The sequence below is a fragment of the Brachyspira alvinipulli ATCC 51933 genome, from assembly GCF_000518245.1.
Lineage (GTDB): Bacteria > Spirochaetota > Brachyspiria > Brachyspirales > Brachyspiraceae > Brachyspira > Brachyspira alvinipulli.
Genome location: NZ_KI912408.1, coordinates 60387 through 85709 on the forward strand (window position 1 = coordinate 60387; position 25323 = coordinate 85709).

17 protein-coding genes and 2 pseudogenes are annotated in these 25323 nt (G+C 25.8%); 7 read left to right on the plus strand and 12 right to left on the minus strand.

Translation table 11 applies throughout. The annotated features are described in order from the left end of the window. Positions 1-223 precede the first annotated feature (223 nt). Both T324_RS17580 and T324_RS17585 read right to left on the minus strand, forming a co-directional pair. Positions 224-3621 (minus strand): annotated as a pseudogene (locus T324_RS17580) (DUF4132 domain-containing protein). 381 nt (positions 3622-4002) lie between these two features. After that, positions 4003-7462: pseudogene (locus T324_RS17585) on the minus strand (DUF4132 domain-containing protein). Between the two features lie 520 nt (positions 7463-7982). Between T324_RS17585 and T324_RS0115685 the strand changes: the two are divergent. After that, positions 7983-8849, plus strand: a complete 867-nt coding sequence (locus tag T324_RS0115685) for an ankyrin repeat domain-containing protein (protein ID WP_028331112.1) — start codon at positions 7983-7985, stop codon at positions 8847-8849. Positions 8850-9156: 307 nt separating this feature from the next. Beyond that, positions 9157-9942 carry a hypothetical protein gene (locus tag T324_RS0115690; protein WP_028331113.1) on the plus strand — a complete coding sequence of 262 codons (786 nt, stop codon included), beginning with the start codon at positions 9157-9159 and terminating at the stop codon, positions 9940-9942. Between the two features lie 27 nt (positions 9943-9969). On the opposite strand, the gene T324_RS0115695 is transcribed toward T324_RS0115690, so the two are convergent. Further along, positions 9970-10836: an Rpn family recombination-promoting nuclease/putative transposase gene (locus T324_RS0115695; RefSeq protein WP_028331114.1), complete on the minus strand. Its 867-nt coding sequence runs from the start codon at positions 10834-10836 to the stop codon at positions 9970-9972. Positions 10837-10976: 140 nt separating this feature from the next. Between T324_RS0115695 and mutS the strand changes: the two genes are divergently transcribed. Beyond that, positions 10977-13640 carry a DNA mismatch repair protein MutS gene (gene mutS / locus T324_RS0115700; protein ID WP_028331115.1) on the plus strand — a complete coding sequence of 888 codons (2664 nt, stop codon included), beginning with the start codon at positions 10977-10979 and terminating at the stop codon, positions 13638-13640. A gap of 60 nt (positions 13641-13700) precedes the next feature. Further along, positions 13701-14024 (plus strand): cupin domain-containing protein, encoded by a 324-nt coding sequence (locus tag T324_RS0115705; protein ID WP_028331116.1) that lies wholly within the window; start codon positions 13701-13703, stop codon positions 14022-14024. A gap of 45 nt (positions 14025-14069) precedes the next feature. Here the strand turns inward: T324_RS0115705 and T324_RS0115710 are convergent, their stop codons facing one another. The 6 genes from T324_RS0115710 to dcd form a co-directional block, all read right to left on the minus strand. Beyond that, the gene (locus tag T324_RS0115710) at positions 14070-14870 is read right to left on the minus strand and encodes a MetQ/NlpA family ABC transporter substrate-binding protein (RefSeq protein WP_028331117.1); all 801 of its coding nucleotides are present in this window, start codon (positions 14868-14870) and stop codon (positions 14070-14072) included. Positions 14871-14904: 34 nt separating this feature from the next. After that, entirely contained in the window at positions 14905-15705 is an 801-nt protein-coding gene (locus T324_RS0115715; protein ID WP_028331118.1) for a MetQ/NlpA family ABC transporter substrate-binding protein, read from the minus strand. A gap of 30 nt (positions 15706-15735) precedes the next feature. Then, a complete protein-coding gene (locus T324_RS0115720; RefSeq protein ID WP_028331119.1) occupies positions 15736-16542 on the minus strand; it encodes a DUF169 domain-containing protein in 807 nt (268 codons plus the stop codon). Positions 16543-16552: 10 nt separating this feature from the next. Further along, positions 16553-17209 carry a methionine ABC transporter permease gene (locus T324_RS0115725; protein WP_028331120.1) on the minus strand — a complete coding sequence of 219 codons (657 nt, stop codon included), beginning with the start codon at positions 17207-17209 and terminating at the stop codon, positions 16553-16555. Positions 17210-17211: 2 nt separating this feature from the next. Then, positions 17212-18174, minus strand: a complete 963-nt coding sequence (locus tag T324_RS0115730) for a methionine ABC transporter ATP-binding protein (protein WP_028331121.1) — start codon at positions 18172-18174, stop codon at positions 17212-17214. 298 nt (positions 18175-18472) lie between these two features. Then, entirely contained in the window at positions 18473-18991 is a 519-nt protein-coding gene (gene dcd / locus T324_RS0115735) for a dCTP deaminase (RefSeq protein WP_028331122.1), read from the minus strand. A 104-nt stretch (positions 18992-19095) separates the two neighbouring features. On the opposite strand from dcd, the gene T324_RS0115740 reads away from it, so the two are divergent. From T324_RS0115740 to T324_RS0115750, 3 genes are all read left to right on the plus strand, one after another. Next, positions 19096-20427, plus strand: coding sequence for a glucose-6-phosphate isomerase (locus T324_RS0115740; RefSeq protein ID WP_028331123.1), 1332 nt, complete (start codon positions 19096-19098; stop codon positions 20425-20427). 107 nt (positions 20428-20534) lie between these two features. Beyond that, the gene (locus T324_RS0115745; RefSeq protein ID WP_028331124.1) at positions 20535-21179 is read left to right on the plus strand and encodes a cyclodeaminase/cyclohydrolase family protein; all 645 of its coding nucleotides are present in this window, start codon (positions 20535-20537) and stop codon (positions 21177-21179) included. A 343-nt stretch (positions 21180-21522) separates the two neighbouring features. After that, the gene (locus T324_RS0115750) at positions 21523-21819 is read left to right on the plus strand and encodes a helix-turn-helix domain-containing protein (protein ID WP_028331125.1); all 297 of its coding nucleotides are present in this window, start codon (positions 21523-21525) and stop codon (positions 21817-21819) included. 14 nt (positions 21820-21833) lie between these two features. On the opposite strand, the gene T324_RS0115755 is transcribed toward T324_RS0115750, so the two are convergent. Genes T324_RS0115755 through T324_RS0115765 form a run of 3 tightly spaced genes read right to left on the minus strand, consistent with a single transcriptional unit; the run spans position 21834 to position 25073 of the window. Further along, the gene (locus T324_RS0115755) at positions 21834-22934 is read right to left on the minus strand and encodes a glycoside hydrolase family 3 N-terminal domain-containing protein (protein ID WP_028331126.1); all 1101 of its coding nucleotides are present in this window, start codon (positions 22932-22934) and stop codon (positions 21834-21836) included. After that, on the minus strand, positions 22898-23854 hold the full coding sequence (locus T324_RS0115760) for a glycoside hydrolase family 3 N-terminal domain-containing protein (protein ID WP_028331127.1): 957 nt from the start codon (positions 23852-23854) through the stop codon (positions 22898-22900). The genes T324_RS0115755 and T324_RS0115760 overlap by 37 nt, the downstream gene beginning before the upstream one ends. Positions 23855-23861: 7 nt before the next feature. Beyond that, on the minus strand, positions 23862-25073 hold the full coding sequence (locus tag T324_RS0115765) for a DegT/DnrJ/EryC1/StrS family aminotransferase (RefSeq protein ID WP_028331128.1): 1212 nt from the start codon (positions 25071-25073) through the stop codon (positions 23862-23864). Positions 25074-25323 lie beyond the last annotated feature (250 nt).

A 25323-nucleotide genomic window follows, 5' to 3' on the forward strand; every position in this document is an offset into this window, starting at 1 on the left:
ACAAACCCGCCCATTATTCTTTATTAATTTCATTTGCAATTTTAATTTTTTCTTTCTTATTTGCTTAAACAGAATTTTAAAGCCCCACCCTAGCATTATTTAAATTTTTCGCGAATAAACCGCACGATAAATAAAAAACTAGTTAATAATTAAGCTTTGAATTATTAACTAGTTTATTTTTTTAATCTATTTACCGTGCGTATTTGCTATTAATAAATAAAAATTAATCTCCGAAAACACTTTTTACTATACTATAAATAGAAGAAGCAAATCTCTTATTAACTTTTAAAGGATTAATCAAAGTTTCAATGCCGTCAGTAATTTCACAAAACTCAATATCACCGAAATTAATATCTTCATTAGCGTCCATTCCAAAATACATATAGTCGAATGAAATGTGAACTGATATGTTGAGGTAAGTATCTTTTAATATGTACTCGCAGAAAGTTCCTCCATCCATAGCCTCGCCTCTAGCCATATCATACTTGCTTGCTAATGACATTAACACTCCTGCTTTTATTGTTTTGGAGTTTAGAGAATTAATTTTGTCTTCATTAATGTCTTTCTCTGTAATCTCTTCATATTTGAAATCAAGCTGCTCTATTGGCTGAACTATCTCATAATCGGATAACTGAGTTTTCCATTTTGCTATAGTGTTAGAATCCAATTCTGAAGGGTGAACCAGAGTTATTAAACTATTTTCTTTTAGACTGTATTCTTCTTCGTCAACTGTGTTAAATGTGCCGTCTTCCATATATCTAAAACTTTCTATTAAATTATTGTTCTCATCATAAGCACCCCAAATGAGTTTTAAAGCAAATATGTTCATTATTGGGTTTTCTACAAATACGGTTTTGAAATTGTTGTAAGTCCATTTTCTTCCGTTTAATAACACTCTTTGAAGTCTTATTTTCTGATTCTGTATTAAAGTTTTTATCTCTTTTTTGAGAGTGGTGCATTCTTTTTTGGCACTGTCAGCTTCTGCTTTATCATCTTTGCTGTTTGGTGCAGGGAGTGATTTTATTATCTTTCCTTTTTCATTATCTGTAATTGTAAGTTCAAGGTCATTGTTTATCGATAATGTAAAAGTTCTTTTTGCCTCTCCGCCGTAGTTTAGAACTTTTTCGCCTTTTTGACTAAATCCAAAATTAGGTATTATTCTATCCGAAAGCTCATCGGCGGTCATATCAAGCATATAAGCAGCATTCTCCATTGTTTCTATTGCTACTTCTTTTATCTTTGCAGTAGGTGCTTTTCTTGTGAGTCCGTCTACCAATATTAAGGCATAATTTTTTCCGTTTAATGCCATACATCTTATAATAAATGCCGCCATAACAGTACGTGAACTTTTTGCAAACTCTTTTACAAGAGGATAAACTTTATCTACTTTCAAATCATCAGAATATATTAAATAAGGTATTAAAATATTTTTCTTTGTTGCTTCGTAGTTAGAATCTCTCCAATGAATATATAATATTTCCAAAGCATCGGTAAATGAAGCAGTATCAAGAATACCCGCAATCATATCGCAGTCTTTTAATTTTGCAGGCTCTACTAAATTCATATATTCCATAATAATATATTTAAATATTCTCTCATCAGCCTCTTTGCCGTTCATGTATAAAACTTTTGTAAGCTTAATATCATCCAAAAACTTTATATTTTTCTCATAATTTGTATTGTAGTAAGTGTCAATAAACTCTAATCTTCGTCAATACTCTTAAAATTATCGCCGTATTTTTTTAAGTTCCAATTCTTAATAATATTTTTTAAAGCCCCTTTAAGTTCTGATGATCTTGCTTTCTCTGACATCTTCTCAACATATTCTCTTGTAATAGATTCATTGTCAGAAATAACTTTAATACAATGCCTTTTTACTTCTACTCTCTTTGTATTTTCAAGAACTGTATAAATTAAATGATAATCATTATAATTATATTTATTATATAAAGTCTTTAATATATCTAAGGCTGTATTTTTATTGCCTGCTATATTATCCTTTATAAACTTATCATCATTTAATATATTTAGCACTTCATCAAAATAGCTTTTAAATAATTCATCTTTCACACTATTTATAATAACATTATTATTTTCATCTAAGCATCTAAGCTCTCTATATAATGTAGGAAGAGATTCGTCGCCATATTCATAATCCCAATTTGAAATATCTCCTACATAATCAAAATAGTATGATAATAAAATTTCTTTTAATGTAACATTCAATTCTTTATTATTTAATAAGCTATCAATAACTTCTTTTAAAGTTTTACTTCCTACAGATGCCTGCACTTCTATATATTTTCTTATTCCAATCTGAATTGGTAAATATTTAAGAATATCGAGAGCAAACTTTTTATAGTTTTTCATTTCAGGAATGTCATAATTAAATAAAGAGAATAAATAATAAAGATCTGTATTAAGACTATATCCAGGGAGAGTATTTCCCCATCTGTATGTACTGTATAGATCGTATGTATTTTTTTTGTCTGTATAATAATCTATAAGCGTATCAAAGAGTTTATTTTTATCTTTATCAAATATTTCTTCAATATTTTCTGTAGAAGTGAGAGTAGGTCTTGGATTATATATATCAGAGGTGTCTTTTGTAAATTCATTAACTATAGTTTATAATACAGCTGCAGATTTTTTTAAATTATTTGTATCTATTTTATTATCATTATGCTCTAATAAAACACTGCTAAGTATTATGAATATTCTTTTGTTTCTATCATTATTTCTATCACTATTTAAACTGTTTTCTACAAAATTATAAATTTTATAAAAATCTTCTTTATGATTTAAATATAAATCTCTTGCTCCATAAATGAACTCATAATGATAATAGTTATCAAAATGCTGTGCTATAAATGTGAAATCATTTGGATAATTTATAGCTTTAAAGAATTTCTCTCTAGCTTTATAAGGATTTTTATAGTCTAATAATCTTAAATGGTATCCAAGTATAATATTAATATCAATTATATATTCTTCATTTTTATTAAGCACTTCTATAAATTTATTTTTTATAGCCTCATTTTTATCTAAAATAGCAGCAATTACATTTAAAGTGTCATAAAGATTAGGAAGAACATCGAATGATTTTACAGCTGCATTAATATATTTTTCATCACATTCTTTATTATTTTTTATCACAGAACATATTGCAATCAATGGTATTACAGCATCTCTGTCCATTTTTTTTAATATTTTTTTATTATCATTGTTATTAATAATATCAACATATTTATCTGTATATTCTTGAAACTCTTTACTGAAGTATTTATTAAAATTTTCAAAAACTTTATATATTGAACCTTGACCATATAGAGTTCTTACATTCTCTTTATATTTTTTCTCATATCCATAAAGAAGATATCTGAGTGATTTTTCAAAATCTTTATTGACTATATAATCAAAAATAACATATTTAGTTCCGCCTTCTCCTCCCTTATCTCTTCCATAAATAATTATCTTCATTAAATGTTCATATCTTTTCTTTAATTTATCATCTTCTATAGAAAAATAATCTTTCAAAAAATCATCTTGTTGTCCACGAAAATAATCATAAGTACTCCTATTTATTTTGCTTAAATCATTTGTAGATTCGCATTTTGCCATATCATCTTTTATAGAAGAGCTTTGATAATATTGTTCAAGTTTTTTTCTAAATCCATAACATCATCCATAATTTTTTATTATATATGTTTTTAAAAATTATGAAATACTAAAATATATATAAAATTATAAATTACTCTTTTAAAGAATAGCACTTTCGCGAAGCGTGCCCGAAGGGCGAAAACTTTGACGAAGTCCGCAGAGCGAAGGCGGGAAAAAGTGGAATAAAAACAGAAAGCCTAAAGGACGGGAAAAAGAACAGCAAAAAAATTAAATTTTTTTAGTCTACACACCGCACGACAAACAAAAAGTAGTTAACAACACAAATTGCATTATTAACTACTCTGTCTTTTTTAATCTAATCACCGTGCGTATTAAATAAATTTACTCTCCAAAAATGCTTTTAACTATGCTGTAAATTGATGAAGCAAATCTCTTGTTCACCTTTAGAGGATTAATCAAAGTTTCAATGCCGTCAGTAATTTCACAGAACTCAATGTCCCCGAAATTAACATCTTCATTAGCATCCATTCCAAAATACATATAGTCAAATGAAATGTGAACGGATATATTGATGTAAGTATCTTTTAATATGTACTCAGAGAAAGTTCCTCCGTCCATAGCCTCGCCTCTAGCCATGTCGTACTTAGTAGCTAATGACATTAATACACCAGCCTTTATTGTTTTAGAATCAAGAGAATGAATTTTATCTTCTTTTATGTCTTCTTCTTTAATCTCCTCGTATTTAAAATCAAGCTGTTCTATAGGCTGTGATATCTCATAATCTGATAACTGAGTTTTCCATTTCTCTATAGTATCAGCATCTAATTCTGAAGGGTGAACCAAAGTTATTAAACTGTTCTCTGGTAAAGTGTACTCTTCTTCATCAACTGTATTGAAAGTGCCGTCTTCCATGTATCTGAAACTTTGTATTAAATTATTGTTCTCATCATAGGCACCCCAAATAAGTTTCAAAGCAAATATGTTCATTATTGGGTTTTCAACAAATACAGTTTTGAAATTATTGTAAGTCCATTTTCTGCCGTTTAATAAAACTTTTTGAAGTCTTATTTTCTGATTCTGTATCAAAGTTTTTATTTCTTTTTTGAGAGTAGTACATTCTTTTTTAGCACTGTCCGATTCTGCTTTGTCATCTTTGCTGTTTGGTGCTGGAAGTGATTTTATTACTTTTTGTTTTTCATTATCTGTAATTGTAAGTTCAAGATTATTGTCTATTGATAATGTGAATGTTCTTCTTGCTTCTCCGCCGTAGCTTAAAATTCTCTCCCCTTTTTGACTAAATCCGAAATTAGGTATTATTCTGTCTGAAAGTTCATCGGCTGTCATATCAAGCATATAAGCAGCGTTCTCCATAGTTTCTATTGCAACTTCCTTTATTTTTGCTGTAGGTGATTTTCTTGTAAGTCCGTCTACTAATAGTAAAGCATAATTCTTTCCGTTTAATGCCATACATTTTACAATAAATGCTGCCATAACAGTACGCGATCCCTTAGCAAACTCTTTTATGAGTGGATAAACTTTATCTATTTTCAAATCATCAGAATATATTAAATAAGGTATTAAAATATTTTTCTTTGTTGCTTCATAATTAGAATCTTTCCAATGAATATATAGCATCTCCAAAGCATTAGTAAATGAAGAAGTATCAAGAATTTCAGTAAGCATGTCGCAGTCTTTTAATCTTGCAGGCTCTACTAAATTCATATATTCCATAATAATATATTTAAATATTCTCTCATCAGCCAATGTTCCATTATTGTATAAAACTTTTGTCAAATGAACATCATCTAAGAACTTTATATTTTTTTCATAATTTGTATTGTAGTAAGTGTCAATAAACTCCAAAGCCTCATCAATACTTTTGAAATTATCACCATATTTTTTTAGATTCCAATTCTTAATAATATTTTTTAATGCTCCTTTAAGTTCTGATGATCTCGCTTTCTCTGACATCTTTTCAACATAAGGTCTTGTAATAGATTCATTATCAGAAATAACTTTAATACAATGTCTTTTTACTTCGGCTCTCTTTGTATTTTCAAGAACTGTATAAAGTAAATGATAATCATTATAATGATATTTATTATACAATGTTCTTAATATATCTAAGGCTGTATTTTTATAGCCTGCTATATTTTCCTTTATAAACTTATCATCATTTAATATATTTATAACTTCATCAAAATAGCTTTTTAATAATTCATCTTTTACGCTGTTTATGACTACATTATTATTTTCATCTACACATCTAAGCTCTTTATATAATGTAGGAAGATATTTTCCTCCATAGTCATAATAGTAATTTGAAAGATCTCCTGCATAATCAAAATAGTATGATAATAAAATTTCTTTTAATGTAATATTTAATTCTTTATTATTTAACAAACTATCAATAACTTCTTTTAAAGTTTTACTTCCTATAGAGGCTTGCACTTCTATATATTTTCTTATTCCAAGCTGAATTGGAAAATATTTAAAAATATCAAGAGCAAACTTTTTATAGTTTTTCATTTCATCAATATAATAATTAAATAAAGAGAATAAATAATAAAGTTCTGTATCAAGACTAACTTCTGGAGTACTACTCCATCTGCTGCCATATACATTGTATGTATTTTTTTTGTTTGTATAATAATCTATAAGCGTATCAAAGAGTTTATTTTTATCTTTCTCAAATATTTCTTCTATTTTTTCTGTAGTAGTAAAAGTAGGTCTTGTATTATATCTATTAGATTTATCTTCTGTAAATTTATTAACTATAGTTTCTAATACAGTTACAGATTTTTTTAAATTATTTGTGTCTATTTTATTATCATTATGTTCAAGTAAAATACCGCTAAGCACTATGAATATTCTTTTGATTCTATCATTATTTCTATCATCGTTTTTATCACTATTTAAACTATTTCCTACCAAATTATAAATTTTATAAAAATCTTCTTTATGGTTCAAATATAAATCTCTTGCACCATAAATGAATTCATAATGAAAATAGTATTCAAAATGCTGTGCTATAAATGCGAAATCATTTGGATAATTTATCGCATTAAAAAATTTCTCTTTAGCTTTATAAGGATTTGTATAATCTAATAATCTTAAATACTGTCCAAGTTCAATATTAATATCAACTATATATTCTTCATTATTATTAAGAACTTCTATAAATTTATTTTTTATAGCTTCATTTTTATCTAAGATACCAGCAATTACATTCAAAGTGTCATAAAGATCAGGAAGAACATCAAATGATTTTATAGCTGCATTTATATATTTCTCATCACATTCTTTATTATTTTTTATAACAGAACATATTGCAAGCAATGGTATTACAGCATCTCTTCCCATTTTATGCAGTATTTTTTTTATTATCATTGTTATTAATAATATCAATGTATTTATCTGTGTATTCTTGAAACTCTTTACTGAAGTATTTATTAAAATCTTCAAAAACTGTATATATTAAACTTTCACCATTTAAAGTTCTTGCCTGCTCTTTATATCTTTTCTCATATCCATAAGCAAGATATCTCAAAGACTTTTCAAAATCTCTATTTACTATATAATCAAAAATAACATATCTAGTTCCGCCTTCTCCATGCTTATCATTTCCGTAAAGGAGTATCTTCAAAAAATGTTCATATCTTTTCTTTAATTTTCCATCTTCTATAGTAAAATAATCTTTCAAAAATTCATCTTTATAATGAAAATAATCATAAGGATTCCTTCTTATTTTACTGAAATCATTTGTAGCTTCGCATTTCTCCATATCTTCTTCTATAGAAGAGCCTTTATAATATAATTCAAGTTTTTCTTCTAAATCCATAAATTCACCTCTTACTAATCTATATTAATAGATAGTATATATATTTTTTGTTTATTGTCAACTTATTTAAGTTCTATTTTACTGATATAACACCAATCTTATGCAGTATAAATAATATTATTCATACAATTTATACTATAAAAATAATAATGCATTTACCATGCATGAAATAGATTTTAAATTTAATAATCACTTGGGTGGGTGCTGTAATTTCTAATAGAGCATCATAAAAATTTAAATCATAATTTCAAAATAAAACATAAAAAAATAAAGGGAGGGAATGTAAATAAAATCTTAAATTTATTATCTTAATTCTGTTATTGATTTTAATTAATATCAGTACAATATATTGAAGAAACTTATTACTACATATTTTACTTAATAACTATTCAAAGATAAAGCAAATAAAAACATTAATTATCATAGCAAAGTATTTTAGAATTAATAAAAATATATTGACACAATATACCGATATACTGTATAATCAAAAAACTAATATTAAATTAAAAAGAGGTTTATGATGAAAGTATTATGTATTATTATATTTATTATTAGTTCTTGCATTTCTTATGCTCAAGTGAGTGATGATTTTAAAAATTTAGCGGCAACAAATAAAGAATCAGCATTATACAAATCAGTAATATCAGAAAATATTGATGAATTTAAATATGTAATTGAAAATATTGAAAACAATAAAGAATATATAACTTACTCTATAACAAACATTGAAACATGGTATAACTATATACCCAATTTAAGCACCAATAGTTTCTCTAATTTCGTAAAAGTTTTATTAGATAATGGAATGGATATTAACGAATCTGGAAAAAATCTTATACTTGATGTAAGTAAGTCCTACGATTCACATCGTAAACCTAAATTCGGTACAAGTGAAATTATAGGAGTTCCAGATAGTAAATATAAAATTGAAACACTTATAAATCTCGGAGCAACAAATATTAATATACAAGATAATGACGGAAATGGTATACTTCACTATATACTTTCCAGAGATAATATAGCAACAGAAGAATATGATATTATTGAAATGCTTATAAAAAACGGAATCAATATTAATTTACAAAATAATGATGGAGATACCGCACTTCATAAAATTTCATATAAAAAAGATAATGAGTATAGAGATATTGATATGGAAAAAAAAGTTATATCTCTTTTGATAGAAAATAATGCAGATAAAAACATAAAAAATAATAACGGGAAAAAAGCGTATCCAGGCGTATTTACATATAATATAAAATTAATTTTTACTGGAATATTTAATACTTTATTTAATATTTTTAAGATTGTACTTCTAATTGTAATTGGTATACCTGCATTAATATTACATTTTATAGTTTTTAATATTTCAGAATTTTTCAGATAATCGATTTTTATGCAGCTTAATACTATACTTATTTCAAAACTAATTTAATGAATGTTTATAGTATTTTTAATTTAATTATTGGGGCTTTGCTGCGAAGTACACATTCGTGCACCGATCTGCGTACTACGTAACACCAACACTTCTTTTGCAACCGCAGGGAGTGCCCCTCGCTGTGCGTGCCTTCGGCAGGCGAGAAGCAAAAAAGACTGCATATTTATATCCACTATTATAATATTTTACAACATTAAAAATAAAACAATTATAATTATTCTAGTGTTTAATTTTGAAAAAAGTATATAATAATATTATGAACAAATATGCATCTCCAATATATAAATTTAAAGGAAGAGTTAATTTAATTATCTCTTTAATATCAGCTTTAATAAATTTAACAGCATTACTCAATATAAACATAACATTTAATGCAATATATTTATTCAGCTTCTTTTCAGTATTTATGTTTATCAATTCCCGTACAGTTTATGCTAATATTTTTAATAATTACAAGAAAGAAATAAAAAATAAAATTTTATTCTCTTTTATTGGTTTTATTATATCTTTGATTTTATATATCCTGATTACAAAAATTGTTTTTAATAAAGCAGTAGTATTTAGATATGCTCTTCTTCCTATCATGAATTTTATCTCTATAATACTAGCTAATACAGTATATTTTATATTAGAAAAACTTTTTATAAATGAAGATAAACATTTCTTTAATATTAAATGCATTTCAAATATATTGTTAATATCATTTGTGTATACATCAGTTTTTATAGCATTATATTTATTTTATGAATCTAAATACATTATTATTTTATTAAGTATATCAAACTCATTATTATCATCAGCAATGCTATCAGTTTTTAATATAATGTCATCGAAGTTTATGAATCCTTGGAGCAGGTTTATATTTGTAAATGCTAGTTATATAATATCTTTTATTTTATCTTTAATAATATCTTATATTATAATAGCGATTTTCTTTACATTTACAATAAAAATATTTGTTATTACTTCTGTAATAATATTATTCTCATTTATAATTTCTCTTTTATTAGCCCATTATATAAAAGCATATTCATATTTATAAATAGAAATCAAAATATAGTTTTTTATATTATAATTTTTCTATTATTTCTATACTAAGTCCTGTTAATTCGCTTATAAGATTTAAATCCATATTTTTATTTTTCATATTTCTAGCTAGAGAATATTTTTCTTGTTCTATACCTTTTTGCATTCCTTCTTCTATGCCCTTTATACGCTCCTCATTAAGCATTAAAACATTAAAATAATCTCTTTCATAATTACTGTAGCCATTATATAAATCATTACTTTTTACAAATTTATTATATTCTTCATATACTTCTTTCATTATAGGATTTTTCTTTACTAATATTTCCATAGTATCCTCCAATTTATCTTTCGAATTTAAAAACTCAAACCAATCTGATAAACCTTCATATAAATTATAAGAATTGTTAAATTTTCTAAGTTCTAAAAAATGAAGCTCCAAATGATTCGTTAATATATGATTAGTTTCTAACTCTTTAATAAAATAACAGCTATGAGGTTTATCTATGCCTTTTATCAAATTAAAATCAAGAATATTAATACTTATTACAGGTGTTAAATCTGAATATATATCCTTAGATTTTAAATTTGTAAAATAATTCTTAGACCAATAATATAAACTTCTATATATAAATGAATGATTACCTATTCTTTGTATTTCTATTATTATAATTTCGCCTGATTTTGTTTTTGCCTTAACATCTGCTATTGATTCTTTATCAAATACATTTTCTTTTAAATTAAATGTATTAAGTATTTCTACATATTCAAACGGCTCTTGATTAGAGTCTATCCTAACGGAGTTAATAAGATTTTTAAGTATATGCTCATGCCCCTCTTTAGCGAACATATAACGCATAAAATAATCATTAAGCACATTAAAATATTTATTATTTGGTCTCAATTCCATAAAATTATTATAATGAATTTTTATTCTTTGTCAAATACCGCATATTTTATTATTTGGCATATAAAAGAAAGAAAATTAAAATTTGATTAAAGAACAAAAATATATTATACTAATCGAAAAATTTATAAACGGATAACTATATGCAGGAAACATTTTTTGGAAGCGATAAAGAAGATAATCAAAAACTCACTCCTATGATGAGACAATACAAAGAGATAAAAGATAAATATAATGACAGTATACTTCTTTTCAGAATGGGAGATTTTTACGAAGTATTTTTTGATGATGCAAAAGTAGTGTCCGATATATTGGGGCTTACACTTACAAAAAGAGCTAATGTTCCTATGGCAGGAGTTCCTTATCATGCTATAGATAATTATTTATCAAAATTAGTTAAATCTGGAATGAAGATTGCTATATGCGATCAAATGGAAGACCCTAAAACAGCAAAAGGTATAGTAAAAAGAGAGGTTACTCAGGTTATAACTCCTGGTACTATTTCAGAAAATAAATATTTAGAATCAAAAAGCAATAATTATTTAGCTTCTATAATAGTATCAAAAAGTGAGAAAAATGCTGCTTTATCTATATGCGATATTTCTACAGGAGAGCTTTATGCTACAGAAATAAATTCTAACTTAGAAAATCATAATGAAGCTTTAAAAGAAATCATTAATGAACTTACAGAAGAAATTATAAGATTCTCTCCTAAAGAGATTATGACTATAGAATCCGTTTCTGAAAGCATTATTATAAAAGAGATTCAAAATAAATTTAATAATATATTCTACAGCACTACTCCGAATTACACTGCAGAACATTCTTATGCATATAAAACTTTAACAAATCATTTCAAAACAGTATCATTAAAAAGTTTCGGTATAGAAGAAAAGCCTCTTTTGATATCATTATTAGGATCTACTATATTTTATATACAGGAACTTTCAAAAACTTCTCTTGAGCATATTTCAAATATTAAACTATATAATAGAAAAGACTCCATGACTTTGGATTATGCTACAATAGCAAGTTTGGAAATATTAGAAACTATAAGAAATGATAATAATAAAATGACATTGTTTGACACCATAGATAGAACAAAAACTTCTATGGGGGCAAGATATTTAAAAAGAATAATTGTAGAGCCATTATTAAATATAGAAGAAATAAATAAAAGACTTAATAATGTAGAGTTTTTCTATAAAAATCAAAAGTTTATGTATAAAATAAGAGATTTACTTCAGGATATTGGAGATATAGAAAGACTTGCATCAAAATTGGCGTTAGGAAGGATTAACCCTAAAGAATTAGTATCACTAAAAAGATTTTTAGTAACTTCTCTTGAAGTTGTTACAGAACTTGCTATGAATGAATTTGAAGAAGTTAATTTTGAAGAGGTTAATGATATAAAAATAATAACTGATTTGATAGAACGTGCGATATTAGAGGATCCGAAAGTTGTTATAAATGAAGGCGATATAATAAAAGATGATTACAATGAAACATTAAGAAAATATAATGAAGCAAGAAGAGAAGGACGTTCTTGGATAGCAGAACTTGAACATAATTATAAATTAGATACAGGAATTAATAATCTTAAAATAAGATATAATAATGTTATAGGTTATTATGTAGAAGTAACAAAATCAAATGTATCATCTGTGCCAAGCGATTTTATAAAAAGACAAACATTAATAGGAAGCGAAAGATATACCACAAGCAAATTAATGGAATATGAAACTATTATAAATGAAGCTAATGAAAAAAGCTATGCATTAGAATATGATATATTTATTGAAGTGAGAAATAAAACTAATGAATATTTAAACTCAATATTAAAAATGGCAAGAGTAATTTCTATAATAGATGTTTATTCTTCTCTTGCATGCCTAGCTAAAGAAGATAATTATGTTAAGCCAATAATAACAAATGACGGCATAATAGACATAAAAGACGGAAGACACCCTGTTGTAGAAGTTAATCTAAAAACAGAAAGCTTCATTCCTAATGATACATATTTAGACAATAAAAATGAACATCTCCTTATAATTACAGGTCCTAATATGAGCGGTAAAAGTACATATTTAAGACAAACTGCTTTAATAGTATTACTTGCTCAAATAGGTTCATTCGTTCCAGCAGCAAGTGCAAAAATTTCTATAGTTGATAGAATATTTACACGTGTTGGTGCAAGCGATAATATAGCAAGAGGAGAAAGTACATTCTTAGTAGAGATGAATGAAACAGCATACATACTAAATCATTGTACAGATAAAAGCCTTGTTATAATGGATGAAATAGGAAGAGGTACTTCAACTTATGACGGACTTTCTATTGCTTGGGCTATAGTGGAATATTTAGTTCATGAGGAAAACAAAAAAGCTAAAACTTTATTTGCTACTCATTACCATGAACTTACTATGCTTGAAGATTTAGAAGGCGTTAAAAACTATAAAGTATTAGTTGAAGAATACAAAGATGAAATAATATTTATGAAAAAAGTTACTGAAGGAGCTGCTCAATCAAGCTATGGTATATATGCGGCAAAAATAGCTGGTGCCCCTAATAAAGTTATAAAAAGAGCCACTGAAATATTAAAAAAATTAGAAGCTGATGCCAGTGTTCAGGTAGAAAATATAGAATTGAATACTCAAAAATCGAAGGATATACTTCCGCTTTATGAAGAGCCTAAAATAATGGAAAAAGAAAGCGAAATAGAAAATGAAATTAGAGATTTAAATATAAATGAAATTACGCCTATAGATGCTTTAAACTTAATAAATAAATGGAAAAAATCCTTATAAACATAAACTCAATTTTATGGTATTACAATCCGAAATTATATTATATAAATGAGGGCTGTTATGACTGGACAATATTATTATAAATCAACAACAGAAAGAGAATTTGACTGTATAAAAGATGATGAAAAATTAATAGAAACTTTAGCAGATAGAGGATATACAGTTTATTCTATTACTCAAAAGCCTAATCAGCTTATACCATATCATGAACATCCTTCTGAAGAAATGGTTATAGTACTAAGCGGAAAAATCAGATATATAGTAGAAGAAGAAATAGTAGATTTAGAAGAAGGCGATATTATTAGAGTAAGACCGCATTCTGTACATTCTATGATAGGAAGAACCGAAGAAGAAACTTCTAATCTTTTATTAGTTTTCATATAAAAAAATAGGAGCTTTATTTAATATAAGCCCCTATTTTCATAAAATTTAAAATATTATATAAGCACCTTGAAATATCTCATTAAATTTATTCTTGTACTCTTCTGTTTGAGTTACTTTCACTAAATCTTTACTCCACTGTGAAGTTTCATTACCCTCATTTACAACTAAACCTGTTGGAAAATTATTATATTCACCATCCTCTACTATATATGAATGAGCATCAAAACCTGCATTTTTCATAACACTTGAAAAAGTTATAGTAGCATCTACATCTTTATAAGAACCAGCTGTGGAGGTTGTTTCAACTTCTAAAAAATTAATATTCTTTGGATTTTCTTTTATATCTAACATAGTATAAAATTCACCGGTTTTTTCTCCTAATTTTAATAAACCCAATCTTTCAAGAAATCTTAAACCTCTATCCATATTGCTTGGGTCATTAGATATTGTTATAGTAGCTCCATCTGGTATTTCTTCCACACTTTTATGTTTAGATGAATAAAGAGCATTCAAAGAAGCATATTTAAATCCATCTACTAATACTAAATGAGAATTATTAGCTTTATTAAAAGTATCTATCCAAGGTTTATGATTTAATATAAGCCCATCAATCTCATTAGCACTTAAAGCCAAAGCAGGAAGATTATTTCCATCAAAAACTTTAATTTCAATTTTATACCCCTCATTTTCCATCAACCTTTTAATTTCTTCAACAGCCTGAACATTTAAAGGCATACATCCTATAACTATTGTATCATTTTTACTTTTTACTTTTTCTGTATTATTGCTATTAGAACAAGAAAGCAATAATACCATAAACAATATTGATAATATTTTTGTTTTCATTATTTAACTCCTTAATTTATTTTAAATTGTTATATTACAATATATAAAAAGCACTCTGAAATATTTCATTAAATTTAGTTCTATATTCTTCTGTTTGAGTAGCTTTTACAAAATCTTCAGCCCACTGCGAAGTTTCATTACCTTCATTTACAAATAATCCAATTGGAAAATAACCAGACTCTCCATCCTCTGCTATATATGATCTTGCATCATAACCTGCATTTTTCATAGCAATAGAAGTGGCTATTGTAGCATCTACATCTTTATATGAACCAGCTGTTAAAGTTATTTCTACTTCTAAAAACTTTATATTCTTTGGATTTTCTTTTATATCAAGCATACTATAAAATTCACCGGTTTTATCTCCTAATTTTAATAATCCCAATTTTTCAAGAAACCTTAAACCTCTATCCATATTGCTAGGATCATTAGATATTGTTATAGTAGCTCCATCTGGTATTTCTTCCACACTTTTATGTTTAGATGAATAAAGAGCATTAAAAAAACCATATTTAAATCCATCTACCAATACTAAATGAGAATTATTAGCTTTATTAAAAGTATCTACCCATGGTTTATGATTTAATATTAATCCATCTATTTCATTGGCACTTAAAGCCAAAGCGGGAAGATTATTTCCATCAAAAATTTTAACTTCAATCTTATATCCATCTTTTTCCATTAGTTTTACAGCTTCTTCTACAACGTCTTTATTTGAAGCCATACATCCTATAACTATTGTATCATTTTTACTTTTTACTTTTTCTGTATTATTGCTATTAGAACAAGAAAGCAATAACACCATAAACAATATTGATAATATTTTTGTTTTCATTTTTATTTCCTATTTAATATATTTAATTTTTTATCTTTTTACAATTCCACCAATATATGAACCATCATCATAATTCTCATTCATTCTAATATCTAATAAATCAGTTAAATTATTTTTTTCTAATTTTTCTTTGATAATTTTTTTGTGTTTATTTCTTTCAAGAGGATTAACAGTTTTAATAATACCATCCAAAACATTTAGAAATATTCTATATGGCATTCCAATACCCATTTCATCATCTTTCCAACCAGATAACATTCTAGTTCCCGAACACATCATAGATATATTAAAACAACCATTTTCATAGGGATAAGAAGTACATTCTTCACAAATAGCTTGCATACCAGATAACTTTATACTATCAGCATGTCCATAATGATATGCATAACCCTGTGATATACGCATAGCTTGATACGGTTTGCATATAAATATAACTACATCTGGTTCCTCTTCATAGTCTTTTAAAGGCATAATCGCAGTTCCAAAAATTCTATGTTCACAATACATCATATTTCTAGACATTTTTCTGCTTACACCTAAATCTCTATATGTTTTAACTTTTCTTCTTTTTATACCATACTTAGTTTCTTCGGGTACATCCTGAAAACCTAGTGCCATAGCACCGCCTGAGCATGCATTATGGCCTTTGTGTATTTTTAATTTTCTACCTTTACTAGCTTTACTGACAAATCCACAATAGGATGTTTTATTTTTTAATTCCTCAGCATTAAAACTATTATATTCCTCTTCAGAAAATAGAAACTTTATTCCAACAGGATATCTTTCAAGTTCCAATAAACTAAACAAATATTTAGATCTTTCCTCCATTGAATTCATAAAATTCTCCTTACATTAATTTTTTATATATAAAATCACCTATATATTGTGCAATATTAACAAATAGAAACATTACAAAAACAGAAAAATATAATATCGTATTATTAAAACTTTGATAACCATAAGTCAAAGCAACAGCTCCTAATCCGCCGCCGCCTACAGCACCAGCTATTGTAGTAGCAGCTATATAATTAACAGTAGCCATAGTTAAAACAGATATAATAGAAGGTACAGATTCTTTTATAATTACTCCAATCATTATTTGTATATTTGTGGCACCGAAAGATTTAGCAGCTTCTATTAATTGTTTATCTACTTTAATAAAACTGCTTTCTAATAATCTAGCTATGAAGGCAGTTGCAGTAATAGATAATGGAAGTATAACTGCTTTTTCTCCTACTGTTGTACCAATAACCAAACGTGTAAAAGGAGATATAGCAACTATTAAAATCAATATTGGAAAAGATCTAATAGTATTAACAATAAAACTTAACACCATATAGAATTTCTTTTTATAATTTAAACCATTTGGACCATACATTGTAAGTAAACTTGCTATTATAAAACCTAAAATAAAACCTATTAACATAGTAAAAAATACTATTCTAATAGTAACTATAGTAGAAGGTAATATTAATTTAAAAAAATAATTTATATATGTTTCCAACTTTATTCTCCTAATATTTTATAATGTTTTATACCAATGGATTTAATATATTCTTCTAATTTTTTTATATTATGATTAGAGATATTAATGATAACTTTACTAATAATACAATTTTTATAATCTTCCATAGCAAAATTAATTATATCAACATCATATTTTTTTATTAATCTTTCAATGATATTTTTTGTATTATCATTATTTACATACATTATTTCTATATTCTTACCAGAATTAGGAAGTAGAACCTTATTCTCCCCTAATAAATTAATTAGAGAATTAGGTTCATCAATAAATATATCTTCAACTTTTCCTGTATCTTTGATAATCCCATCTTCTATTATAGCAATATCATCACAAATTGATTTTACTACATTCATTTGATGCGTTACAAGAACTATTGTTATACCCATAGATTTATTTATATTATTCAGTAGCTCCATAATAGAATCTGAATTTTTAGGATCAAGTGCAGATGTTGCCTCATCTGATAATAATATTTTTGGATTCATTGATAAAGCTCTAGCAATAGCAACTCTCTGTTTCTGTCCGCCTGATAAATCTCTTGCCAAATTATTAATTTTATCATACATTCCTACTATATCAATTAAATACCTTATACGATCATCCATTTCCTTTTTATTCCAATGCCAGCATTTCATTGGAAAAGCTATATTATCATACACACTTGCTCTAGTAATCAAAGAAAAATGCTGAAATATCATACCTATATCTTTTCTAAATACTCTTAATTCTTTATTATTAAGAGTATTAATTTGAACACCATTTACCTCTAAATACCCATAATCATATTTCTCTAATCCATTTATACATCTCAATAAAGTAGATTTTCCAGCACCGCTTCTACCTATAATGCCAAAAATTTTTCCTTTTTCTATATTAAGATCTATACCTTTTAATATTTCTATATTATTATAATTCTTTTTCAATGCAGATATTTTTATCATATTGTACCACTAATAATTTATTATAAAATTGAATTAAACTATAAGATTTTATTTTAGTTTAGAAAGAATTATTTAGACTCCCTGCCTAATCAAGAGTTATTTCTGGGGAAAATAATGAAATTTCAAAAATAAAAATGGATTAAAATACATAGTTTTTTATTATACCTTTGATGTATAATCATAAATTAAAAAAAAGAAAAATCAACATATATAATACTATATATTATAATTAACCAAATATAAATATATTACTAACGATTAATAATCATACTATTAAAACATTTTATGAAAAAATTAATTATTTGAAATCTTTATAAAGCATGCTAGGCTGAACATCTGTATTATTCTGATATTTACTGCTTGTATATTCTTCGTATTCACCATCTATTGTATGATAATAAAGCTGTGCTATTTCAACTTCCGGGTATACTATTATTGGTTTTATACAGAATATTTCCAAAGTCCAATATCCTGCAAATCCTACATCTCCAAAACCAGCAGTAATATGTATAAATATTCCAAGTCTTCCTATAGATGATCTGCCTTCTATCATAGGTACATAATTTTTTGTATTTGTATATTCTAAAGTTCTTCCTAAATATAATTCATTAGGCTTTAATTCATAACCGCTTTTTGGTATTATTATTTCTTCTACTTCATTTGGTTTTTTCATATCTAATATTTTATCTTTGTATACTAAAAGTTTATTATGTAATTTAACATTGTAGCTATTCGAATTTAATTGTTCTCTATTAAATGGTTCTATTATTATATTTTTTCCTAAATTCTTTTCTATCTCAAGTCCTGATAAAATCATTTATACAAAATCCTATTGTACTATTAAATTTAATAAATTTTTCTTTATTTTTCGGTATTATTATAGTATAATTTACCAACTAAAATAAATTGATGGAGTTATTAATGATATCTATAAATTATAAAAATGTATTAGGATTTTTACAAGAGCATGAATTAGAATATCTTGCTGAACGTGCTAAATATGCAAATGAACTTTTAGAAAATAAAAAAGGTGCAGGAAATGATTTTTTAGGATGGGTTAATCTTCCTAGTGAAGCACTAAAAATGGTTAAAGAAATTGATGAATTAGCTAAAGAAATAAGAGAAAATGCTGAAGTTTTAGTATCTGTTGGTATAGGAGGTTCTTATTTAGGAGGAAAGGCAGTTATTGAATCATTTTTAAATCCTTTCTCTCAAGCTAAAAAAGGAAATACTCAAGTTGTATATGCTGGCCATAATATGAACGGAGAATATTTCAAGCATTTATTAGATTATTTAGATGGAAAAGACTTCTATATTAATGTAATATCTAAAAGCGGTACTACAACAGAACCTGCTATAGCTTTCAGAATGTTAAAAGAATATGCTGAAAAAAGATATGGTAAAGAAGGTGCAGCTAAAAGAATAATAGCTACTACAGATAAAGCCAAAGGTGCTTTAAAAACTTTATCCACAGAAAATAAATATAGAACTTTTGTTATACCAGATGATGTTGGAGGAAGATATTCTGTACTTACTCCTGTTGGTTTAATTCCTATTGCTGCTGCTGGAATAAATATAGAAGAGTTTGTTAAAGGATTTGATTCTATGGCAAAAATAACTAAAGAGATGGATTATAAGAAAAATCCTTCTATGTTATATGCTATGCTTAGAAATGCTCTTTATGCTAAAGGATACAGCACTGAAATAATGGTTAACTATATACCTAGAATGCACTACATATCTGAATGGTGGAAACAATTACAAGGAGAAAGTGAAGGTAAAGATAAAAAAGGTATATTCCCTGCTTCCGTTGATTTCTCTACTGACTTACACTCTTTAGGTCAATTCATACAAGATGGTAAAAGAGGTTTATTTGAAACTGTTATAAGAGTTGATAAAGAAGACATTGACTTAAAAATGAAAAAAGAAGATTCTGATTTGGATGGACTTAATTATTTAGATGGAAAATCTTTGCATGAAATTAACAAGTCAGCATTAGAAGCTACAGTTCTTGCCCATGTTGATGGAGGAGTACCAAATATAATAATAGATATTGATAAAATTACTCCTTTTACTATTGGAGAACTTTTATACTTCTTTGAAAAAGCATGCGGAATATCTGGGCATATACTTGGAGTTAATCCATTCGATCAACCTGGTGTAGAAGCATATAAGAAAAACATGTTTGCTATGCTTGGTAAAAAAGGCTATGAAGAAATGGGTAAAACTTTAAGAGCTAGATTAGAAAAATAATTTTTAGAATTTAAAAAAGGAGTTAATAAATATATTATTGACTCCTTTTTAATTTATATTATAATATCCAACACTATCTATACAATACAAATATTTCGAGGTAAATTATGAACAAACTTATAAACTTGAAACTAGAAGAATATATTAATGAAGTGGATTCTCCATCACCTGCTCCAGGAGGAGGAAGTGTTATGGGCGCTGTAGCTAGCTTGGCATCTGCATTAGCTGGAATGGTGGGACATCTTACTGTAAACAAGAAAAAATTTTTAACATTAAGCGAAGAAGAACAAAATATATTTAATAATTCCATAGAACAAATAAAAAAGATTAAAATTAATTTAATTGAAATAGTTGATAAAGATGCTGAAGGTTTTAATCTATTTATGGAAGCTATGAAAATGCCTAAAGATACAGAAGAGCAAATTAATAAAAGAAAAGATGCTATGTCAAATGCTGCAATAAAAGCTATAGAACCTCCTTTTAATACTCTTAAATATTGTTATGAATTAATTGAATTATTTGATGTAGTTTTAAAATATGGAAATCAGGGAGTTATTACAGATATCGCATCAGCATATATACTTGCTTTTGCTGCTGCTAAAGGTTCTATTTTAAATATAAATGTTAATATTCCAATGATAAATGATGAAAATGTTTTAAAAGAAATTAAAACAGAAAGCATTAAATACATAAAAGAAATTGAAAATAGATATTTATCTATAGAAAAAGAAATTTCTTTATTCAGCATTTAATACAATTATCTAAAATATTTAATCATATCCCTATTTGATATTATATTTATGAAAATATATTATTATAATTGGTATATTTTTATACGAATTCTAATTTTGTTTTTTCATATTGATATTTTGTTTATAGTATGATAATCTTTACAAACAACAAGGGTTTATAAAATATACTAAGAATAAAATATAATAATATAATTTTTTAAGTTTATTCTTGTATTTTGATGTAATTTATCTAAATTGCTTTAAAATAAAAAACTATTTTAGTTTATTGCATTACTATGTTTTTTTAAAATCTACTTGTGACAATTTTTTAGTTATATGTATTCTTTTTTTATAGGAGGTTCAAATGAGCATAACTACTAAACATATGATATCCTTAACTGAAGATGAAAAAGAAAAAATTAAAGAATTCATCAAGAAAGAAGGAAAATCTAAAAGACTTATATCAAGAGCTAATATTATTTTAGCATTAGATGATAAAAAAAATACAGGATTAACTCATACAGATATTGCTAAACAATATAATGTTACATATCATACAGTAGTAAACATTATAAATGAGTACATTAAATCAGGATTGGATGAAACCCTGACATATAAGAGGAATCCTAACAGCAATAGAAAAAAGAAACAGGCTAATTAATATGAAAAAGATTTTTATGTGCGAGACAACTTATTTTCTGAAATTATTTTCAACACTCTCGCACATGAGAGAATATCCGCTTTAATATCATTAAACATATATTCTGAATTTTCATAAATATTACTAATTAAATTAATTCCGAAATTTATACCTTTATCTATCTTTCCAGTCATAGCTAAATCATCTGTAATCACGACCCCATCAAATCCTAAATCTTTTTCTAAAATATCAGCATATATTCTTGACATACTAGCAGGCATTTTATTATCTATATATTCATTTTTTATATGAGATACTAAAACCATTTCAGCACCTGCTTCTATTCCTTTTTTAAATGGAATAAACTCTTTTATATCTAATTCATTTGTAGTTTTATTTATATATGGAAAATCATCATGAGAGTTTACAGTTGTATCTCCATGTCCTGGAAAATGCTTTAATACGCTTATTATTCCTGCATCTCTCTGAGCCTTTACTGTAATAGCTGCCATTTCGGCAACCTTATCAGTATTAGTAGAAAAACTTCTATTATAAATATAAGAATTTTTATCATTAGGTATATCGCATAATGGACCTAATATCATATTGATACCCAAATCCAATAAAAACTTTGATTTCTGATATGCTATTTCATATGCATATTCATCACTGTTAGTATCCCCTATCATCTTTGGAGAAATATTTTTTAATTTATCAAATTTTATTCTATTAACTTCTCCCCCCTCCTGATCTATAGAAATTAACATATTTGAGTTAACATATTTTCTTAAATCTGATGTTAATTGTTTTAATTGATTTTCATCTTCTATATTATAATTAAATAATATAACTCCCATTATATTATTATCTTTAAGAGTTTTTATTGTTTCTTGTGAAAGTATTTTATCTTTAATACCTACCATTAAAAGCAGTCCTTTCCTTTCTTTCTTATTCATTCTTCCAACTTCATCTATATATTTAGATAAGGATGGATACTGCTCTTTTAATTTTGATATGTATATTTTTTCCTGAACAATAATAACAATAATTCTTGCTACACATATGAATATTAATAACAAAAATAAGCATATTATTGTTTTTATAATCTTTTTATTAATTTTAACACTTTTAAACATTCTCTTTCATCCGTTTCTTTCATATTATTTTCTATAATGTATTTTAAATTATTAATATCTTTATAATAGTTAGCTGAAAATACATTTATTCCATAACTAATTATATTTTTATCATCATTAATGTAATCGGTCATTATAATGCCTTTAAACTTCATATCATTAAAAAGAAAATCTTTATACATGCTATGATTTTTTATATGGGACATTACAATAATATCAGCATCAGCTTTTATACCTGCTAAAAAAGTCTCTCTATTATCTAATATATTTTCTATATTTTTTATTTCTTTATCTATATATAACTCATCATCATAGTATTTTGGAAAATATTTTAATGCTGTTATAAGTCCTGCATCTTTTTGTGCCTTTACGGTTTGATATATAAGTCTTGAAGCTAATATTTTATCATTTGTGAATATATTTTCTTTTAAATGTGATTTTTCATTACAATAGGTATTACATATAGGAGATAAAATCATATTAATTCCAATAGATTTTAATTTTACTGCTCTTTCATATGATATTTTGTATGCATATTCTTCATTTTTTTTCTCTCCTATATAACTGGGATAAACTTTAAACTTCTGATGATATGCTATATTATAAGTAGATTTATAATCCTGATCTAAGGCTATAAACATTTTTCTATTAATATTTCTTTTTATGTTTTTTATAATTATAGAAAGTTTATCAATATCCAAATCATCAATATTTATAATAATACCTGATATACTGCTTGTATTTATTATGTTAATTAATTGATTGTCATAATTTTTTATAGAAATAAAAGTTAATATTTCTTTAGGATTATCAATATTATTTAAATCTGTTTTTTTATTATTATCAATATTAATATGTGTAACAAATAAAAAAATTAATACAAAAAACAGTATTACAGTAATAAAAATAATACACAGCATTATTATGTTAATTCAAATATTTTATTATATTAAGAGCGATATATTCAGCATCTTCTTCTTTTAATGTGCTGTATAAAGGCAAAGTTATTTGATTTTTATATAAATTAAATGCATTTTTATAATCATCAATATTATATCCCAAATCAATATAAGCCTTATGAGCTGGTAATGGCAAATAATGAACATTCAATGTTATTCCTAATTCTGACATTTTATCTATAAGCAAATCTCTGTTATCTTCTTCACAATCTTTCACTCTAATTAAATAAAGATGATAAGAAGATTCGCTATCATTATTTTTAAAATTAGGAAGTATTATTCTACTGTTTTTACCTAAAATATCATTATAAATATTAACAATTTTTTTTCTATGATTAAGCATAGAATCATATCTTCTTAACTGTGATAAACCAATAGCGGCATGCAAATCGCTCATATTACATTTATATCCAGGTAATTCTATATTATATCTCCAAGCTCCTTTACCGCCTTTATTCTTATCGAAAGCACTTTTACTTTGTCCATGTAAAGATAATACAGAAAGCTCTTTATATATATCATCAGCATTTATATTTCCTATATCATTAAAAGATAATGCTCCGCCCTCTGAAGTTGTTATATTTTTTACTGCATGAAAAGAGAAAGAAGACATATCAGCCTGCGAACCTGTTTTCTTTCCTTTATAAACAGCACCTATTGAATGAGCTGCATCTAATAAAAATAATGGTCTTTTTAATTCTTTTTGATATTTATTTTCTGATGCTTTAAATAAATCTTTTTTACTTTCTAAAATTTTTATAATAGCATAATAATCACAAGGCATTCCTCCAATATCTACGGCAATAATAGCTTTTGTTTTATTTGTAATAGCTTTTTCAAGTCTTTCTAAATCTATATTAAAATCATCTTCTTTAGCATCTATAAATACAACTTTAGCACCCAAATGAACTACAACATTAGCAGTAGAAGCATAAGTATAAGCAGGTACTATTACTTCATCACCCTCACCTACTCCGAATATTTTTAATGCCAATTCCATAGCGGATGTAGCACTGGATAATAATTTGAATCTTTTTACATCTATATATTTACAAAGTTCTTCTTCAAATTCTCTATTTACAGGACCTGTTGTAATCCATCCTGATTTTAATACATTAACCACAGCCTCTATTTCACTATCTGTTATATCTGGGGGTGAAAAAGGTATTTTCTTATTCATATTTCATATCCTTCATATACAATATTATGTTTAGTTTACATATTTAAAAATTATGTTTACTAAATAATTAATATATAATATATAAAAAATAAATCAATAAGAATTAATATAAATTATTTGACAAAAAATCATCATAGATATAATATTTATGGCTAATAAAAATTGTTTTTAAAGCTCTGTTAAATATAGTTCCAGATACCTTCAATTTTTATAATGATTTTATAATATAAAAAAATTAGTGGTGCTGATT

Excerpts from the sequence above, each read along its gene's own strand:
- T324_RS0115685 (WP_028331112.1), top strand. The coding sequence starts at position 7,983 with ATGAAAGTATTATGTATTATTATATTTATTATTAGTTCTTGCATTTCT.
- T324_RS0115690 (WP_028331113.1), top strand. The coding sequence starts at position 9,157 with ATGAACAAATATGCATCTCCAATATATAAATTTAAAGGAAGAGTTAAT.
- T324_RS0115695 (WP_028331114.1), bottom strand. The coding sequence starts at position 10,836 with ATGGAATTGAGACCAAATAATAAATATTTTAATGTGCTTAATGATTAT.
- mutS (WP_028331115.1), top strand. The coding sequence starts at position 10,977 with ATGCAGGAAACATTTTTTGGAAGCGATAAAGAAGATAATCAAAAACTC.
- T324_RS0115705 (WP_028331116.1), top strand. The coding sequence starts at position 13,701 with ATGACTGGACAATATTATTATAAATCAACAACAGAAAGAGAATTTGAC.
- T324_RS0115710 (WP_028331117.1), bottom strand. The coding sequence starts at position 14,870 with ATGAAAACAAAAATATTATCAATATTGTTTATGGTATTATTGCTTTCT.
- T324_RS0115715 (WP_028331118.1), bottom strand. The coding sequence starts at position 15,705 with ATGAAAACAAAAATATTATCAATATTGTTTATGGTGTTATTGCTTTCT.
- T324_RS0115720 (WP_028331119.1), bottom strand. The coding sequence starts at position 16,542 with ATGAATTCAATGGAGGAAAGATCTAAATATTTGTTTAGTTTATTGGAA.
- T324_RS0115730 (WP_028331121.1), bottom strand. The coding sequence starts at position 18,174 with ATGATAAAAATATCTGCATTGAAAAAGAATTATAATAATATAGAAATA.
- dcd (WP_028331122.1), bottom strand. The coding sequence starts at position 18,991 with ATGATTTTATCAGGACTTGAGATAGAAAAGAATTTAGGAAAAAATATA.
- T324_RS0115740 (WP_028331123.1), top strand. The coding sequence starts at position 19,096 with ATGATATCTATAAATTATAAAAATGTATTAGGATTTTTACAAGAGCAT.
- T324_RS0115745 (WP_028331124.1), top strand. The coding sequence starts at position 20,535 with ATGAACAAACTTATAAACTTGAAACTAGAAGAATATATTAATGAAGTG.
- T324_RS0115750 (WP_028331125.1), top strand. The coding sequence starts at position 21,523 with ATGAGCATAACTACTAAACATATGATATCCTTAACTGAAGATGAAAAA.
- T324_RS0115755 (WP_028331126.1), bottom strand. The coding sequence starts at position 22,934 with ATGTTTAAAAGTGTTAAAATTAATAAAAAGATTATAAAAACAATAATA.
- T324_RS0115760 (WP_028331127.1), bottom strand. The coding sequence starts at position 23,854 with ATGCTGTGTATTATTTTTATTACTGTAATACTGTTTTTTGTATTAATT.
- T324_RS0115765 (WP_028331128.1), bottom strand. The coding sequence starts at position 25,073 with ATGAATAAGAAAATACCTTTTTCACCCCCAGATATAACAGATAGTGAA.